The following is a 16,284-nucleotide window of genomic DNA, read 5'->3' as shown; positions in this document are numbered from 1 at the left end:
TTCAGCTGCAGCACTACAGCCCAGCGCAAGCCTTGCCGTACCGGCAATGGCCGGAAATCAGGCAGCCAACTCTTTCTCCAGCCACTGGTACACAAAGGCATCGGCATCGCTCTCGCACTGGGCCACGTTGAAGCGCATCCAGTTCTGCGTCGCAGCCACCGTGCTGAACAAATGTCCTGGTGCCAGCATGATGCCGTGCACACTGGCCCGCGCGGCCAAGTCCACCACGTTCTGGATGCGCGGATGCCAGGCCCATAAAAACAGGCCGCCCCGGGGTTCGCAGAACAACTCAAAACCCATTTGCCGCAGCCTTTGGGCGCAGCGCTCGTGGGCCTGGGTCATACGGGTGCGCAGACTGCGCAGATAGCGTGGGCGGTGCGAGTCGCTCAAAGCCACATGCACGATGCGCTCGATCAGCTCCGAGCTGGTCAGCCCGGAGAACATCTTGAGACGAGAAAAATCCCCCATGATGTCTGCATGGGCCAGCAGGTAGCCGCAACGCAGACTGGGGGCAATCGACTTCGAAAAACTCCCCACATACACCACACGTGAAAGGTTATCCAGACTGGCCAGCGAAGGGCGGGCCTCGGTATCCAGGTCGCAGTAAATATCGTTCTCCACCAGCAGCACGTCGTACTTCTCGGCCAGTCGCAACACCTTGTGCAACTGCTGCAGCGTGGCCACCGAACCGGTAGGGCTATGGAAGCGCGGCTGGGTAAAGAAGACCTTGGGCCGCAGCCGCACAATCAGGTCCTCCAGCGCGGCCAGGTCCCAGCCATCGGACGTTCTGGGTGCACCGTGTGGGCGCACGCCCACAAAGCGCAGCGCGTTGATGAGGTTGGGATAGCCCGGCTCATCCACCAGCACCACGTCACCAGGCCCTACCAGCCAGCGTACCGCCAGGTCCAGCGCCTGGCTCGCGCCCTGGGTCAGCAGGACCTGGTGCGGCTGGATGTGGATAGCCTGTTGGCGCATGCTCTCGCAAATCCAGGCCCGTAAAGGTGGATAGCCCAGTGGGTCGCCGTAGTCGCCCAGCGGCATGGGATCTGCAGCCGTGAGCGAACGCATGGCGCGGCGCACGCCATCCTCGAACAACCAGCTGGGTGGCAACCAGCCACAACCGGGCTTGTACGGCAGGTGGTGGTTTTCAAAAATGCGCTGCAGATACCAGATGTTGTCAAAACTGCCGGCGGACAGGGCCGACGGAGCCTCTGAGACCTGTGAGTGCACCGAAGCAGTGCGAGCACAAACGAAAAACCCCGCGTTCAGCCGGGACACTACATAGCCCGAAGCCACCAAACGGTCATACGACTCGACCACGGTAAAGATGCTGACCCCGTTTTGATGGGCGAACTGGCGTATGGATGGCAGCTTGGCCCCTGCCCGCAGCCGCCCCGTATCGACCATCTCCCCTATACGCGCAACGATCTGCGCCACCAACGGTGTGCCTTGGCGAAATTCAAACTTAAACATGGCGGTATTGGAAGCGCTAGCGACGTGTATTTTGCGTAGGGTTTGTGTGTACCGGTCTGTGGACCTACACGTACCGTGCCACACACAGCATGCGTGTACATGGTGCTAGATCAAGCTTCGCCCAAAAATACCGGCATTGCAACGACAAGCGGCGAACAACACCCATGGCAACCCACGCGCAAACCACCAGCAGCCAGCCCTTGGTTCGCTTTTCGGCCGTTCAGAAAACCTATGACGGCAGCCAGTTGGTTGTGCAGAACCTGGACCTGCAAATCCAGAGCGGTGAGTTTCTCACGCTGCTCGGACCGTCCGGCTCTGGCAAGACCACCACGCTGATGATGCTGGCCGGATTCGAATCGCCCACCTCGGGCGAAATCTTCCTGAACGAAAAATCCATCACCCGCACCCCACCACACAAGCGCAACTTCGGCATGGTGTTCCAGAACTACGCACTGTTCCCCCACATGACCGTGGGCGACAACGTGGCCTACCCCTTGAGCGTGCGTAACGTACCCAAGGACCAGCGCGCCGAGCGCGTGGCACGTGCGCTGGACATGGTGCAATTGCGCGGCAAGCAGGACCGCTACCCCACCCAGCTGTCCGGTGGCCAGCAGCAACGCGTGGCACTGGCCCGGGCCATGGTCTTCGAACCCCAGCTGGTGCTGATGGACGAGCCGCTGGGCGCGCTGGACAAACAGCTGCGCGAACACATGCAGATCGAGCTGAAAGACCTGCACAAGAAGCTCGGCGTGACCTTTGTCTACGTAACCCATGACCAAAGCGAAGCCCTGACCATGAGCGACCGAGTCGCCGTGTTCAACGACGGCGTGGTGCAGCAACTGGCCCCAGTGTTGTCGCTCTACGAGACCCCGGCCAACCGCTTTGTAGCCGGCTTTGTGGGAGACAACACTCCACTCAAAGGCACCTGCGGCAGCAGCGAAGGCGGCCTGTGCGAACTGAACATTCCCGGCGCCGTCACCCGCTGCCTGGGGGTGAACGTCAACACCGCCCACGTCGGCGCCAACATCGTCGCCAGCGTGCGCCCAGAGCGCATCGCCGTGCATACGGAAAGTGCGCTGCCCGAGTTGAATGTGTTCAAGGCCCAACTGGCCGACACCATGTATTTCGGTGACCACCTGCGCCTGCGCTGCGCCATCGAAGGCCAGGGCCTGGCCACCGTGAAGCTGCCCCTGTCCGTCGCCCGCCCACCTGAGCGCGGCGACACCCTGTGGCTGCATGTCCCCCCCGAACACCTGCGTGTGTACCTGTAAGTCTGTTCACTTTCCTTGTTTGCCTCTTTTTTAAATGGAGTTTTCCGTGATGAAGCTGAAATACCTGTCCCTGCTGGCGGCTGTCGCCACCCTGCCCGCCCTGGCCCAGACGCAACTCAATGTGATCAACTTTGGCGGTGCCAACGCCAACGCACAAAAGAAGGCGTTCTACGAGCCCTACGAGAAGACTGGTGCCGCCAAGATCGTGGCCGTTGAATACAACGGCGAACAAGCCAAGATCAAGGCCATGGTCGAAGCCGGCAAGGTCACCTGGGACGTGGTCGAGGTCGAGTCACCCGACGTAAGCCGCGGCTGCGACGAAGGCCTGTTCGAGAAAATGGACTGGGCCAAGGTGGGCAACAAGGCCGACTATGTGTCCGCAGCAGTGCATGAATGTGGTGTGGGCGTGTTCGTCTGGTCCACCGTCATGGCCTATAACGCTGACAAGCTCAAGACCCCGCCCAAGACCTGGGCCGATTTCTGGGACGTCAAGAAGGTCGCCGGCAAGCGCGGCATGCGCAAGGGCGCGCGCTACAACCTGGAATTCGCGCTGATGGCCGACGGCGTGCCCACGGCCGACGTCTACAAGGTACTGGCCACCAAGGCCGGCGCCGACCGTGCATTTGCCAAGCTGACCCAGCTCAAGCCCAACATCCAATGGTGGGAAGCCGGTGCGCAACCACCCCAATTCCTGGTCGCCGGCGATGTGGTCATGAGCACGGTCTACAACGGCCGCATCGACGCCGCCAACCGCGAAGGCAAGAACCTGGGCATAGGCTGGACCGGCGGCATCTACGACCTGGACTACTGGGTCATCCCCAAGGGCACGCCGAACAAGGACGCGGCCATGAAGTTCATCGCCTACGCCACGGCCCCCGCCGCCCAGGCCGAGTACGCCCGCAACATCGCCTACGGACCGGTGAACAACAAGGCCCTGCCCCAGCTGAGCAAGGAAGTGCTGGCGAATCTGCCCACCTCTCCCGCCAATGCCAAGGACTCGCTGCAGTTCAACGTGAAGTTCTGGGCCGACCAGGGCGAAGAGCTGGAAAAGCGCTTCGCCGCCTGGGCCACCCAGTAAACACCGCCAGGCTGTCATGACCATGGGAGACGCTACCTTGACCTCTGCAGATGCACTCGGCATAGAGGACCGCGACCTGCTGATGCGCCAACTGGCAAAGGCCAAGCGCCGCGCCCGGCTCTGGGCCTTTGCTTTGGCCACGCCTTTGCTGGCCTACCTGCTGGTCATCCTGCTGGCGCCGATTGCGGTGCTGCTGGTGCGCGGGGTAGAAAACCCCGAGGTCGTGTCTGCCCTGCCGCGCACCGCGCGTGCGCTGGATGGCTGGGACGAGGCCATGACGGCCCCGCCCCGCGCCTTCACCGCCCTAGCGCTGGACCTGTCCCAGCTGCCCGGCGGTGGCGGCCAGGCCGGCGGCCTGGCCCGACGGCTGAATACCGAAACCCCTGGCGCGCGCTCGCTGGTGATGAACACCTTCCGCGCCATGCCGCTGCCGCCCGGCCTGTCCGACGAGGAATACCGCAGCCGTATTCTAGAAATCGACCCGCGCTGGAACGAAGGCAAATACTGGATCGCCATCGCCAAGAACGGCTCGCGCTGGACACCCGACTACCTGCTGACGGCGCTAGACCTGCAACGCGAAGCCGGCCACATAGTTGCTGTAGACCCATCGCGTGCGGTGTTCACCAAGATACTTTGGCGCACTTGCTCCACCAGCTTCATCGTCACCCTCTGGTGCCTGCTGCTGGCCTACCCACTAGCCTACTGGCTGAGCAGCCTGCCGGCCCGCAAAGCCAATCTGCTGATGATTCTGGTGCTGGTGCCTTTCTGGACCTCGATCCTGGTGCGCATCGCCGCCTGGATCGTGCTGCTGCAGCGCGAAGGCCTGATCAACCACGGCCTGCAGGACCTGGGCCTCATCAACGACCCGCTGGCCCTGCTGTTCAACCGCACCGGCGTGGTGATCGCCATGGTGCATGTGCTGCTGCCCTTCATGATCCTGCCGCTGTACAGCGTGATGAAGTCTGTGCCCTCCACCTTCCAGCGCGCCGCTGTGTCGCTGGGTAGCACACCCATTGCCGCCTTCTGGCGCGTGTATGTGCCACAGACTTATGCCGGCATCGGCGCCGGTGCGCTGATGGTCTTCATTCTGTCCATCGGCTATTACGTCACGCCAGCGCTGCTGGGCGGCGCCGACGACCAGATGCTGTCCTACTACGTGGCCCAGTACATCAACGTGGATGTGAACTGGGGCGTGGCCGCAGCACTCTCCACCGTGCTGCTGGCGACGACCTTGGTGCTGTATGCGCTCTACCGCCGCCTGTTGAAAACCGAACTGAGCATGACCTGATATGAGCAAGTTCCTCCCCGTATTCCCCGCCTATGCCACTTGGCTCGACAAGCTCGGCTGGTGGGCGCTGCGCGCCTTCGCCATCGGCATCCTGGTGTTCCTGCTGCTACCCATCGTGGTGATCATTCCGCTGTCGTTCTCGTCCAGTTCCTTCCTGTCGTACCCGATTCCCGGCTGGTCCATGCAGTGGTACCAGAACCTGTTTGGCTCGGACGAATGGAAGCGGGCCGCGCAGAACAGCTTCATCGTTGCCCCCGCTGCCACCGTGCTGGCAACCATCCTCGGTACGCTGGCGGCGGTCGGCCTGGCACGCGAGAACTTTCCCGGCAAAGGTCTGCTGATGGGCGTGTTGATTTCACCCATGGTGGTGCCCATCGTGGTGGTGGGTGTAGCCTCGTACCTGAGCTTTGCCAAGGTCGGCCTGACCGATTCGTATGCCGGTTTGATCATGGTGCACGCCGCGCTCGGCGCACCGTTTGTGCTGACCACCGTGCTGGCCACGCTACAGGGCTTCAACCAGAACCTGGTGCGCGCCAGCCAGTCGCTGGGCGCCTCGCCCTGGCTGACCTTCTGGCGCGTGACCTTACCGATCATCGCCCCCGGCGTCTTCTCGGGCGCGCTGTTTGCCTTTGCGACTTCGTTCGACGAAGTGGTGGTGACCCTGTTCCTGGCCGGCCCTTCGCAGTCCACTCTGCCGCGCCAGATGTTCAACGGCATCCGTGAAAACATCAGCCCCACCATTGCCGCCGTGGCCACCCTGCTGATCATCTTCACCACCAGCCTGCTGCTGGCACTGGAGTGGCTGCGCGGTCGGCGTCAATAAGCAGGCGCTACAAATTTAGTAGCTACTTGCGCTTATTCCATAAGCGCCACAGCCCCAAAACTTATAGACCAACAAAAGCATCCCCAAGCCTGACGGCCTGGAGATGCACTCAGCTTAGAGCTTGAACGGCACCACTACTTGGTGCTGCTCGCCCAGGCCTTCAATGCCCAGGGCCATGGTGTCTCCCTTCTTCAGGAACACCGGCGGCTTCATGCCCAGGCCCACGCCGGGCGGGGTGCCGGTGGTGATCACGTCACCCGGCATCAGGGTCATGAACTGGCTGACGTAGCTGACGATCTTGGCCACGCTGAAGATCATGGTCTTGGTGTTGCCGGTCTGCACGCGCTTGCCGTTCACATCCAGCCACATGCTGAGCTTTTGCGGGTTCGGCACTTCGTCGCGCGTCACCAGCCAGGGGCCGAGCGGGCCGAAGGTGTCGCAACCTTTGCCCTTGTCCCAGGTACCGCCGCGCTCGATCTGGAATTCGCGCTCGCTCACATCGTTGATGGTGCAGTAGCCGGCCACAAAGTTCAGTGCGTCTTTCTGCGACACGTAGCGGGCTTGCGTGCCGATCACCACGCCCAGCTCGACTTCCCAGTCGGTCTTCTTCGAGCCCTTGGGCAGCATCACCGGGTCGTTCGGGCCCTGGATGCAGGAAGTGGCCTTCATGAACACCACGGGTTCGGCCGGAATCGGCAGACCGGACTCGGCCGCGTGGTCGGCGTAGTTCAGGCCGATGGCAATGAACTTGCCCACGTTCGCCACCGGGCTGCCCATGCGCGGCTTGCCTTTGACCAACGGCAGCTTGGCCGGATTCAGCTTGGCGATCTTGGCCAGCGCCGCATCGCCGAGCTGTGCCGGGCCGATGTCCTTGACTACCGCACTGAGGTCGCGCAGCTTGCCTTCGGCATCGACCAAGCCGGGCTTTTCCTTGCCGGGGTTGCCATAGCGAACGAGTTTCATGGATTTCCTTTGTGTGTAAAAAAGCGATTCAAAGCCCCAACCAGGCCTATGGGCCGCAGGGATCTGCAGCGGCACAGGCCCCTGGGTTTTGCCGGATGCTACCTAGCATGATGTATGCGATTATTAATTGGCCTTACCACTTGGCCAATTAAGGCTAACCCTTAACCCCATTCTCTACCCTGCCCGAACCTTTCTGATCCATGCCGCTGCACCCCCTGGAACCCCAACGCCTGTACCGCCAGATCGCCGAGCAGATGCGCAAGGGCATGCTGTCCGGCGAGTTCCCGGTGGGCACTCGGCTGCCAGCGGAGCGCGAGCTGGCCCTGCAGCTCGGTGTGAGCCGGCCCTCGGTGCGCGAGGCGCTGATTGCGCTGGAGGTAGAGGGCTGGGTAGAGGTGCGCACTGGCTCAGGCGTGTACGTGCTGGAGCGCGGCCCACGCAGCCCGGACGCCGCCGTGGCCGCCGCCGAATGGGGCCCGCTGGAGCTGATCCGCGCCCGCCGCGTCATCGAGGGTGAAACCGCGGCTCTGGCCGCCACCCTGGCCCTACCCGAACACATCGCCGCCATGCAGCAGGCCCTGCAGACCATGCAGGACGAAGCCGCACAAGGCAAGGCGCCGCTGGACGGCGATCGAGACTTCCATTCCGCCATCGTGCAGGCCAGTGGCAACGCCGTGCTGGTGGAAACCATCCACGGCTTCTGGGACGCGCGGCGCGGCCACCTGTTCACCCGGCTGGGCGGCTACTTTGAAAGCCCACGTTCCTGGCGCATGGCGCTGAAGGAGCACCAGGCCATCCTGGCCGCCATCCAGGTCCAGGACGCTGATGCCGCCCGTGCCGCCATGCATGCCCACATGGACAAATCCCACCACCGGCTGAACGCCAGCTGGCAAAAAGCCAACCCCGCCTGAACCGCACCGCCACCATGACCACCACTTCCGCCCCTTTCATCCGCCTCCACCCTGCCGATGACGTACTCATCGCCCGCGCCCAGCTGCTCAGCGGCGCCAGCGTCGAGGGCATTGCCATCAAAGGCATGATTCCCCCCGGCCACAAGATCGCCACCCACGCGATTGCTGCTGGCGAGCCCGTACGGCGCTACAACCAGATCATCGGCTTTGCATCCCGCTCCATTGGTCCGGGCGAACATGTGCACACCCACAACCTGAATATGGGGCCGGACAAGGGCGACTTTGCCCGCGACTACGCGTTTGGCGCCGATGTGAAACCCGCCGCGCCACGCCGTGAGGCCACCTTCATGGGCATCAAACGCGCCGACGGCCGGGTCGCCACGCGCAACTACATCGGCATCCTCAGCAGCGTGAACTGCTCGGCCACCGTGGCCCGCGCCATCGCAGCCCATTTTTCGCGCCAGACCAATCCCGCCGCGCTGGCCGGCTACCCGAACATCGACGGTGTGGTCGCGCTGACCCACGGCACCGGCTGTGGCATGGATGGCGAGGGCCTGGGCCTGCAACTGCTGGAACGCACGCTGGCCGGCTACGCCACCCACCCCAACTTCGGCGCCGTGGTGGTCATCGGCCTGGGCTGCGAAGTCAACCAGACCAGCGCCTGGCTGGCCCACAGCAGCCTGCGCGAAGGCGACACCCTGCAGACCTACAACATCCAGGACGCAGGTGGCACCCGCCATGCCGTCGAAAAAGGCATTGCCTTGGTGAGCAATATGCTCGCCAGCGCCAACAATGTGCAGCGCGAGCCCTGCAGCGCCTCCCACATCACCATCGGCCTGCAATGCGGTGGATCGGACGGCTACTCGGGTGTCAGCGCCAACCCGGCGCTAGGCGCAGCGGTGGATCTGCTGGTGGCCCACGGCGGCACCGCCATCCTCAGTGAAACCCCGGAAGTCTATGGCGCCGAGCATTTGCTGACGCGCCGTGCGGTCAAACCGGAGATCGCCGAGAAGCTGATCGGCCGCATCAAATGGTGGGAGAACTACACCGAGATCAACGGCGGCGAGATGAACAACAACCCCTCGCCCGGCAACAAGGCCGGCGGCCTGACGACCATCCTGGAGAAGTCACTTGGCGCAGTTGCCAAAGGGGGCACAACAAACCTGGAGGGCGTGTATGAATACGCCGAGCCGGTGACGGCCCACGGCTTCGTCTTCATGGACACGCCGGGCTACGACCCGGTCAGCGCTACTGGCCAGGTCGCGGGCGGCGCCAACGTGATCTGCTTCACCACCGGCCGCGGCAGCGCCTACGGCTGCGCACCCTCGCCATCGCTGAAACTGGCCACCAACTCAGCGCTATGGCAGCGGCAAGAGGAGGACATGGACATCAACTGCGGCGAGATCATCGACGGCAGCAGCTCGGTACAGGAGATGGGCCAGCGCATCTTCGAGCTGGTTCTGGCCACCGCCTCGGGCGAGCAAAGCAAGAGCGAGCGCCACGGCTACGGGCAGAACGAGTTCGTGCCCTGGCAGGTTGGCGCGGTGATGTAGGCCCCAGCCACAGTATGCATAAAAACGGGCTCTGACGCAGATAAAACCTGCGCAAGAAGCTACCTTTTTAATAGCAAATAAAAATCAACCGCCCGTCGCCAGCTCGGCCTGCCAGCGGTCCAGGTTCTGCTCGTTAGCCGGCTCCACGATGTGACGCACCGCGGCCGCGACTTCCGCGCTCTCGAAAGCCTGTTCCCATGTCACCCGCGTACCCGCCGCCGTGGGCTCCAGGCCGATGGTGAGCACGAAGTGCGGCTGCGACAGATGCTGCACGACAATCTTGCGCGCCGGCTCAATCTGCCCGAAGGTGGATTCGTTTGGGTAGCTAGAGCCGTCCGGCCCGTGCATGGTGAAGCGCCACTGACCGCCGGGCTTGAACTCGAAGACGTCGAAGCTGTTGTGAAAACCGTCCGGCCCCCACCACCTGGCCAAACGCTCGGGCGCAGCAAATGCCGCGAATACAGCCTCCGGGGATGCCGTGAAGATTCTGAACGTTTGGAAGGTAGTCATGGTGGGTTCTCCTGTCCTAAGTAAGGGAATCGGTCACCTTCAAATTCCAAGCAAGCATTTAAGTGCACGTTCAGCCTCGAGGCCGCGCTGCGATAAAAACCACATGCCAAAGAGGAAGGCAAAAAATATTAAAACCTTGTTTCTATCATTTGCCATCATCAGGTTGACCGGCGAGAAAACCGACGGCTCGATGAACAAACTCTCAAGGTTGCCAATCAGAGTATTCGTTTAGGCTTTTAGCCATTTCACCCGATTGCATCAACCGCGTTACGCCCTCTATCAAATAGCGGCGGGTTGCTGTCGAATCGGCATTTGCATTGACCAACGCGCGAACTGGATAGGATTTATAAAGCGCGCGGTGAATGCTCTTGTACTTCGGATCTACCAGAAGTGGGTCAACAATATCATTCGCAACAACTAGTGCATCTGCTCGCTTCAACAAAACCATGTCCAAGCTACAGCTCATGCAACTGGACTCAGTCACTGGAAAAGGAAAGAATGAAGAATGTCCCGCTTCTATCAACACAACCTTGTTCTTTCCAACTGTATGGACATCTAACGGATCTGCCTTTCGTGAGTAAATAACAAACGGCCTTTTCCCAATAGCGACCTCAGTGACATAGGCCAATCCTTTGGGCGCAGGCAAATCGTCAACTTGGATGAATGGCATATGAAAGTCAGCATTGCCCTCGGCCGTTTCCAACAATGACCTGGCAAATGGACGAAGAATGATTTTTGTTTTTGTATGCGTCACGCGGTCGAGTGCGCGAATGAGATCCGGTAGCTCGCCTTGCACATCTACTCCATCCTTTTGGCTCGAACCATTCCCTGCCAATGATGCGACCCGGTCGTAAGGCTGGGCGTAGGCTACAGCACTAAAAATGCTCAGCAGAATCCACAAAACACGTGTGATATGCGGCATAAATGCTCCTTCTTTAGGCCAGAAAATTCTAGTGATCCAAATAAAATTTATCAATTCGGATCTTCCTTGGTGTTGGTGCGATTTTTTCTCACCTCAACAGATTCCGCATACCAAATGAATTGGCTGTGCCATGAAAGGCATCGCCTTGCACGAACATCAACGACAGCTCATCCATTCTGATCTCAGGTCAAACTTCAGCCGTCTTCGCCTTGTGCAGATAGCTGGTGACTTCATCCGCCGACATTGGTCGCGCAAAGTAATAACCCTGTGCCTCGTCGCAACCGAAGACGCGTAGCTGGTGCAGCATGTCGGCGGTTTCAACGCCTTCGGCGATGGTGCGCAAATTCAGGCTGCGGGCCATCTGGATGATGGCACGCACGATAGCGGCGTCATCGGGGTCAGTACCTAAATCGCGCACGAAGGACTGGTCGATCTTGAGCTTGTCGATGTCAAAACGCTTCAAGTACGACAGGCTGGAATAGCCGGTACCGAAATCGTCGATCGACAGCTTCACACCCAGCAGCTTCAGGCGCTTGACGCAGTCCAGCACGCTCTCCACATTCTGTATCAGGATCGACTCGGTCAGCTCCAGCTCCAGCAGAGCGGGGTTCAGCCGGCTGTCTTCCAGCGCATGGATCACCGACTGCTCCACGCTACCGCGTTTGAACTGCACTGCCGAGAGGTTCACCGCCATGCACAGTTCAGGCAGTCCGTCCCGCTGCCAAGCCATGGCCTGGCGGCAGGCTTCTCGCAAGACCCAGTCACCAATCGGAACGATCAGACCGCTTTCTTCGGACACTGGTATGAAACGCGCAGGCGACACCATGCCGAGCTGGGGGTGGTTCCACCGGATCAGGGCCTCGACCCCGATGATGGCGCCGCTGGCCAGATCGATCTGGGGCTGGTAATGCAAAACGAATTCGTTGCGCTCCAGCGCGCGCCGTAGACCGTTGCGGATGAACTGGTGCTCGATCGCCTCCACGTCCATCGCGTCGTCAAAGTAACGGTAGGTATTGCGCCCATCACTCTTGGCTTTGTACATGGCCATGTCGGCCTTCTTGAGCAGGCTTTCAAAGCTCGTGCCATCTTCGGGAAAAATGGCCACCCCCATGGACACCGAAGTCGATATTTCCTGGCCTTCAGCAAAGAAGGGTAGTTGCATCTGCTCCATGAGCTTCGCGAGAATTGGCGCTGCATCTTCCGCCTGGGTCAGGTCCGGCAAAAGAATGAGGAACTCATCACCGCCCAGCCGGCTGATGGTGTCGGTTTCGCGCATGCCGGCGCTCAGGCGAGTGGCAATCTGTTTAAGAAACGCGTCGCCGCTATCGTGGCCCAGCGTGTCGTTGATGCTCTTGAAGTTGTCCAGATCCAGAAACAGCAGCATCACGCGCCAGTTTGTCCGGCTCGCTCGGGCCTTTGCCTGCTCGAAACGATCTTGTAGCAGCAGACGATTGGGCAGACCGGTCAGTACATCGTGGAAAGCCTGGAACTGAATCTGCTGCTCTGCCAATTTGCGCTGGGTGATGTCGGCCACAAGGAATATATTGGCATCGGGTTGCCCGCTCTCAGTGAACAAGGGCGCGGTGGACAAGCTGATGTGAATGACAGAGCCGTCGCGGCGCTGCCGAACCAATTCGACCTGGTTAAGCGACTCCCCATTGCGTAACCTGGAAACAATGCTGTCGTACTCCTGCAGCTTGTCCTTTGGGATGAAGAGTACCTTATGGCCAATGGCCTCTTCGGCAGTCCAGCCAAACATTCTCTGTGCGGCCGGGTTCCAGCTGATCACAAGGTTGTTGCAGTCACAGGTGTAGATGGCCAGCGGCGAGTTTTTCACCATCGACTCCAGCCGTTCATTACTGGCTTTGAGCGCGGCGCCAGAGCGCTTGATCTCATTACGCATCCGATTGACGGCGTTCGCCACGTGGTCGAGAGCGTCGGGGCGCCAACGGCCACCATCCCGGCGGTTGAGCAGCAATGGCTGCTCACTGGATACATTCCTGGAAAACTGCAGAAGATAGCCGGCAATATGTTCCAGATGCTGCCCCACCAAAGCCTGAAAGATCAACAAAACAAAGGCGGTGACCAAAAAGGTCTTGATGGCGTTGCTCACCAGCATGACGATAAATTTGGACCACAACCGCGCCACCACGTTGTCCACACTGGCAACCACATGCAGCTCGCCAATGAGCACGCTCTCCCCAAAGTTGAGGCGATTCAAGGGAAAGACCGTTTCCATCTGGCGCTTGGAGGTACGGGCGCCAGCGTACCACTGGGTCTTGCCGTTGGAGACGATACTCAGATACTCAATGTCGCCTAGGTTCAGCAGGCCGTTGAGGTGGTTCTGAATCTGGGTGGGCTCCAGCACCCAGACGCTTTCCACCAAAGTGGGCAGATACACCTTGCGAATCGACTCCACCCGCTCATTGATGCCGCGTATGTCCCCTCGATAGTCCAGGTAGAGCTCCACCGCGGTGATGACTGCGGTGACGGCGGAGCTGAACAAGACCACGGCCAACATGATCCTGCGCGCGATGCCGTTGTTACGAATCAGCGCCTTATTGAAAAAATTCAATTTAAAAACGTCGGCAAGTGTCATCAGCACTCCAGCTGTTGGGCATTGCATCAAAGATGCTCTCGTCGCTCACGTCCGCGGGAAGGCCCCTCAGAACGTGCCCACGATCCGAGCGCCTGAGCGACCTTAAAACCAGGGCCGCGTTCGTCTTGCCAAACTCATGACTCCCTTCGCAAGTACCGGCAGTTGTTCAGCCAGAGTGTACGTCCAGCAGCATTACTGCAGACACACGTAGTTACTGAAATTTGAGCCGTCTTCTGGTAAGAAGTCTGGGTTTGGACATCGACAGGACGGAGTCCACGGCCCCTGAAAAATTGTCACTATCGGGTCAGATGCTTCCGCAGACGCTCGAACAACTTCAAGCAGGAAGTTGAAACCCGTCTAAGGATGACGAAGTAAATCCAAATGTGCTACGCTGAAAGTGACGAGACCGCCAGGTCCCCTCATGGAGGATTTCCAAGAGTTTTAGATGGCGACATCGAAAACCATCGGCGCTTTAGTATTCGCCGTTGCGGCAATAACCCCAACCCATATTCCAGAGAAACTCAAGAGTGATAAACAACAAGCGAGTTTCGCTCTTTCACTCATTGAGAATTTGGCTATTGGTCATACTCGTCATAACCAAGGCTTCAAATAGTGTTTATGCTGAAGACTTGGTATTGGTTGCAGCCGACAGCCGTCCTACAGCCTACATCGTGGACGGCAAGCCGACGGGTATTCTGGTGGATGTGGTGACCGAAGCCTTCCGACGCTCTGGCCACTCCGTAAAAATCCAGTTAATGCCATGGGCACGTTGCTTGGCCGAAGTACGCGAGGGCAATGTGGATGGCATATTCTCGGTTTTCAGACTGCCTGAGCGAGAGGCGTTTCTTGCCTACACCGAGAACCCGGTCATCACGCAAATCGAAGTCCTTTTTATCCATACAGATTCGGATATTCAATTTACTGACAATTTAGCCGAGTTATCGCACCTCAGAGCGGGCATCATTCGCGACACAAGCTACGGTCCGGATATCGATAAGCTGGTCAAGAATGGGACTTGGCAGAACATCACCTATACCAGCAGCGTTGACAGCCTCGTTGCCATGCTTGCCGCCAAGAGAATTGATTTTGCACCCAGTTACCGGGCGGTATTTCTGGATGCCGCAAAACAGGCGGGCTCCATCGGCAAGATCAAGGAGTTAAGCCCCGCCGTTGAGTCCATTCCCAGTTACCTGGCTTTCAACAAGAAGCGCGACTACGCGAAAATCAGCGCCGAATTTGATAAGGCACTGGCATCCATGAAGAAGGACAAGTCCTTCGATGCCATTTACGCCAAATACTTGAACTAGGCGCCCATCGCGGTCTAGCCCGCAGCCGCCAGCAAACTCCGCAAACTGCCTTCCAGGTGCTCGGTCGGCAGCCTGGTAAACCCAGACCGCGCAAAGCGCTGCAGCCGCCCGGCGGCGAAAGAGGTCAGCACCGATGCCCGCACCTGGGCGTCCACCGTGGGAGTGTCGCTGCCGGCGCTGGCCGTACGCAGGCACTGGCGCAAGGTGGCTTCTATCTTGTCGAAGAACAGGTTCATGCGCTGCTGCAGGCGTTCGTTCTCGAACACCAGGGCGTCGCCCACCATCACCCGGGTCATGCCGGGATTCTTCTCGCCAAACTGCAGCAGCACCGAGACAATGCGGCTGGCCTGGCGCAGGCCGTTGCCGTCGTCATGGGCCATGATCTGGTTCACCAGCGAGAACACCGACTGCTCGATGAACTCGATCAGGCCCTCGAACATCTGCGCCTTGCTGGCGAAGTGCCGGTACAGCGCCGCTTCGCTCACCTCCAGCCGGGCTGCCAGCGCGGCGGTGGTGATGCGTTCGGCACCCGGCTGCTGCAGCATCGCAGCCAGGGTCTGCAGAATCTGCACCCGGCGCTCGCCCGGCTTGGGACGCTTGCGCGGTGCGCTGGTCTCTACCAGCTCGGTGTCTTCGGCCATGCGGGCGCTTTAGTTGGAACGAATCATGGTGCCAAAGGCCTGGTCGCCCAGGATCTCCAGCAATAGCGCATGCGGCACACGGCCGTCGATGATGTGCACGGCCTTCACGCCGCTCTTGGCCGCGTCCAGCGCGCCGGCAATCTTGGGCAACATGCCGCCCGACAGGGTGCCGTCAGCGAACAGGCCGTCGATGTCGGTAGCGGTCAGATCGGTCAGCAGCGCGCCGGCCTTGTTCAGCACGCCAGGGATGTTGCTCAGCATCAGCAGCTTTTCAGCCTGCAGCTGGATGGCCAGCTTGCCGGCCACCACGTCGGCGTTAATGTTGTAGCTTTCGTTGTCCACACCAAAACCGATGGGGCTGACCACGGGGATGAAGGCGTCGTCTTGCAGCGACTTGACCACGCTGGCGTCGATGCTCTCGATATCGCCCACCTGGCCGATGTCATGCTCGATGCTGGGGTCGGCGTTGTCGGCCATGCGCAGCTTCTTGGCACGGATCATGGCGCCGTCGCGCCCGGTCAGGCCCACGGCCTTGCCGCCGGCCTGGTTGATCAGGCCCACGATGTCCTGCTGCACCTGGCCGGCCAGCACCCATTCGACCACTTCCATGGTTTCTTCGTCGGTGACGCGCATGCCCTGGATGAACTGGCCCTTCTTGCCCAAGCGGCCCAGCGCCGACTCGATCTGCGGGCCACCGCCGTGCACCACCACCGGATTGATGCCGACCAGCTTGAGCAGCACCACGTCTTCGGCAAAGGCTTTTTGCAACGCTGGCTCGGTCATGGCGTTGCCGCCATATTTGATGACCATGGTCTTGCCGTGGTACTTGCGTATGTACGGCAGGGCCTGGGCCAGGATTTCGGCTTTGTCGCGGGGGGCAATCGGGGTAGACATGGAGCAGGGTTCCCAAATAAAGGCTAAGGCTGAATCATATAAGGCTGCCGT

The 16,284-nt window shown here is 60.3% G+C and carries 15 protein-coding genes; 8 read left to right on the top strand and 7 right to left on the bottom strand.

The genetic code is table 11. The features are described 5' to 3' along the window. Positions 1-57: 57 nt before the first annotated feature. Positions 58-1,473, bottom strand: a complete 1,416-nt coding sequence (locus tag AC07R0_RS07720) for an aminotransferase-like domain-containing protein (protein ID WP_495104380.1) — start codon at positions 1,471-1,473, stop codon at positions 58-60. Between the two features lie 164 nt (positions 1,474-1,637). Here AC07R0_RS07720 and AC07R0_RS07715 point away from each other — a divergent pair, with 164 nt between their 5' ends. From AC07R0_RS07715 to AC07R0_RS07700, 4 genes are read left to right on the top strand one after another with little or no spacing between them, the layout of a single operon-like run. Continuing rightward, positions 1,638-2,744, top strand: coding sequence for an ABC transporter ATP-binding protein (locus tag AC07R0_RS07715; RefSeq protein ID WP_495097580.1), 1,107 nt, complete (start codon positions 1,638-1,640; stop codon positions 2,742-2,744). Positions 2,745-2,793: 49 nt separating this feature from the next. Further along, entirely contained in the window at positions 2,794-3,822 is a 1,029-nt protein-coding gene (locus AC07R0_RS07710; protein WP_495104444.1) for an ABC transporter substrate-binding protein, read from the top strand. A gap of 22 nt (positions 3,823-3,844) precedes the next feature. After that, entirely contained in the window at positions 3,845-5,110 is a 1,266-nt protein-coding gene (locus AC07R0_RS07705; RefSeq protein ID WP_495104379.1) for an ABC transporter permease, read from the top strand. 1 nt (position 5,111) lies between these two features. Continuing rightward, positions 5,112-5,933 (top strand): ABC transporter permease, encoded by an 822-nt coding sequence (locus tag AC07R0_RS07700; protein WP_495104378.1) that lies wholly within the window; start codon positions 5,112-5,114, stop codon positions 5,931-5,933. 114 nt (positions 5,934-6,047) lie between these two features. On the opposite strand, the gene AC07R0_RS07695 is transcribed toward AC07R0_RS07700, so the two are convergent. Next, complete coding sequence (locus AC07R0_RS07695; protein WP_310376454.1) at positions 6,048-6,896, bottom strand: fumarylacetoacetate hydrolase family protein; 849 nt, start codon at positions 6,894-6,896, stop codon at positions 6,048-6,050. A gap of 200 nt (positions 6,897-7,096) precedes the next feature. Here AC07R0_RS07695 and AC07R0_RS07690 point away from each other — a divergent pair, with 200 nt between their 5' ends. Then, positions 7,097-7,807, top strand: coding sequence for a FadR/GntR family transcriptional regulator (locus AC07R0_RS07690; RefSeq protein WP_495097582.1), 711 nt, complete (start codon positions 7,097-7,099; stop codon positions 7,805-7,807). A 14-nt stretch (positions 7,808-7,821) separates the two neighbouring features. Beyond that, positions 7,822-9,360, top strand: coding sequence for a UxaA family hydrolase (locus tag AC07R0_RS07685; protein WP_495104377.1), 1,539 nt, complete (start codon positions 7,822-7,824; stop codon positions 9,358-9,360). A gap of 84 nt (positions 9,361-9,444) precedes the next feature. Here the strand turns inward: AC07R0_RS07685 and AC07R0_RS07680 are convergent, their stop codons facing one another. From AC07R0_RS07680 to AC07R0_RS07670, 3 genes are all read right to left on the bottom strand, one after another. Beyond that, on the bottom strand, positions 9,445-9,870 hold the full coding sequence (locus AC07R0_RS07680; RefSeq protein ID WP_495104376.1) for an SRPBCC family protein: 426 nt from the start codon (positions 9,868-9,870) through the stop codon (positions 9,445-9,447). A gap of 202 nt (positions 9,871-10,072) precedes the next feature. Beyond that, positions 10,073-10,792: a hypothetical protein gene (locus tag AC07R0_RS07675; RefSeq protein WP_495104375.1), complete on the bottom strand. Its 720-nt coding sequence runs from the start codon at positions 10,790-10,792 to the stop codon at positions 10,073-10,075. A 187-nt stretch (positions 10,793-10,979) separates the two neighbouring features. Further along, complete coding sequence (locus AC07R0_RS07670) at positions 10,980-13,391, bottom strand: bifunctional diguanylate cyclase/phosphodiesterase (protein ID WP_495097586.1); 2,412 nt, start codon at positions 13,389-13,391, stop codon at positions 10,980-10,982. A 445-nt stretch (positions 13,392-13,836) separates the two neighbouring features. Between AC07R0_RS07670 and AC07R0_RS07665 the strand changes: the two genes are divergently transcribed. Both AC07R0_RS07665 and AC07R0_RS07660 read left to right on the top strand, forming a co-directional pair. Next, on the top strand, positions 13,837-14,004 hold the full coding sequence (locus AC07R0_RS07665) for a hypothetical protein (protein WP_495097587.1): 168 nt from the start codon (positions 13,837-13,839) through the stop codon (positions 14,002-14,004). A gap of 22 nt (positions 14,005-14,026) precedes the next feature. After that, on the top strand, positions 14,027-14,698 hold the full coding sequence (locus tag AC07R0_RS07660) for a substrate-binding periplasmic protein (RefSeq protein WP_495104374.1): 672 nt from the start codon (positions 14,027-14,029) through the stop codon (positions 14,696-14,698). A 14-nt stretch (positions 14,699-14,712) separates the two neighbouring features. On the opposite strand, the gene slmA is transcribed toward AC07R0_RS07660, so the two are convergent. After that, positions 14,713-15,339 (bottom strand): nucleoid occlusion factor SlmA, encoded by a 627-nt coding sequence (slmA, locus tag AC07R0_RS07655; RefSeq protein ID WP_495104373.1) that lies wholly within the window; start codon positions 15,337-15,339, stop codon positions 14,713-14,715. Between the two features lie 9 nt (positions 15,340-15,348). Next, entirely contained in the window at positions 15,349-16,233 is an 885-nt protein-coding gene (gene argB / locus AC07R0_RS07650; RefSeq protein WP_495074126.1) for an acetylglutamate kinase, read from the bottom strand. Between the last annotated feature and the right edge of the window lie 51 nt (positions 16,234-16,284).

The organism is Rhodoferax sp. GW821-FHT07F03 (genome assembly GCF_059418745.1).
The sequence above is the reverse complement of the archived record's forward strand: the minus strand, read 5'-3'. Positions and strand labels throughout refer to the sequence as shown.

Excerpts from the sequence above, each read along its gene's own strand:
- AC07R0_RS07720 (WP_495104380.1), bottom strand. The coding sequence starts at position 1,473 with ATGTTTAAGTTTGAATTTCGCCAAGGCACACCGTTGGTGGCGCAGATC.
- slmA (WP_495104373.1), bottom strand. The coding sequence starts at position 15,339 with ATGGCCGAAGACACCGAGCTGGTAGAGACCAGCGCACCGCGCAAGCGT.
- AC07R0_RS07685 (WP_495104377.1), top strand. The coding sequence starts at position 7,822 with ATGACCACCACTTCCGCCCCTTTCATCCGCCTCCACCCTGCCGATGAC.
- AC07R0_RS07680 (WP_495104376.1), bottom strand. The coding sequence starts at position 9,870 with ATGACTACCTTCCAAACGTTCAGAATCTTCACGGCATCCCCGGAGGCT.
- argB (WP_495074126.1), bottom strand. The coding sequence starts at position 16,233 with ATGTCTACCCCGATTGCCCCCCGCGACAAAGCCGAAATCCTGGCCCAG.
- AC07R0_RS07715 (WP_495097580.1), top strand. The coding sequence starts at position 1,638 with ATGGCAACCCACGCGCAAACCACCAGCAGCCAGCCCTTGGTTCGCTTT.
- AC07R0_RS07690 (WP_495097582.1), top strand. The coding sequence starts at position 7,097 with ATGCCGCTGCACCCCCTGGAACCCCAACGCCTGTACCGCCAGATCGCC.
- AC07R0_RS07695 (WP_310376454.1), bottom strand. The coding sequence starts at position 6,896 with ATGAAACTCGTTCGCTATGGCAACCCCGGCAAGGAAAAGCCCGGCTTG.
- AC07R0_RS07665 (WP_495097587.1), top strand. The coding sequence starts at position 13,837 with ATGGCGACATCGAAAACCATCGGCGCTTTAGTATTCGCCGTTGCGGCA.
- AC07R0_RS07710 (WP_495104444.1), top strand. The coding sequence starts at position 2,794 with ATGAAGCTGAAATACCTGTCCCTGCTGGCGGCTGTCGCCACCCTGCCC.
- AC07R0_RS07705 (WP_495104379.1), top strand. The coding sequence starts at position 3,845 with ATGGGAGACGCTACCTTGACCTCTGCAGATGCACTCGGCATAGAGGAC.
- AC07R0_RS07670 (WP_495097586.1), bottom strand. The coding sequence starts at position 13,391 with ATGACACTTGCCGACGTTTTTAAATTGAATTTTTTCAATAAGGCGCTG.
- AC07R0_RS07675 (WP_495104375.1), bottom strand. The coding sequence starts at position 10,792 with ATGCCGCATATCACACGTGTTTTGTGGATTCTGCTGAGCATTTTTAGT.
- AC07R0_RS07700 (WP_495104378.1), top strand. The coding sequence starts at position 5,112 with ATGAGCAAGTTCCTCCCCGTATTCCCCGCCTATGCCACTTGGCTCGAC.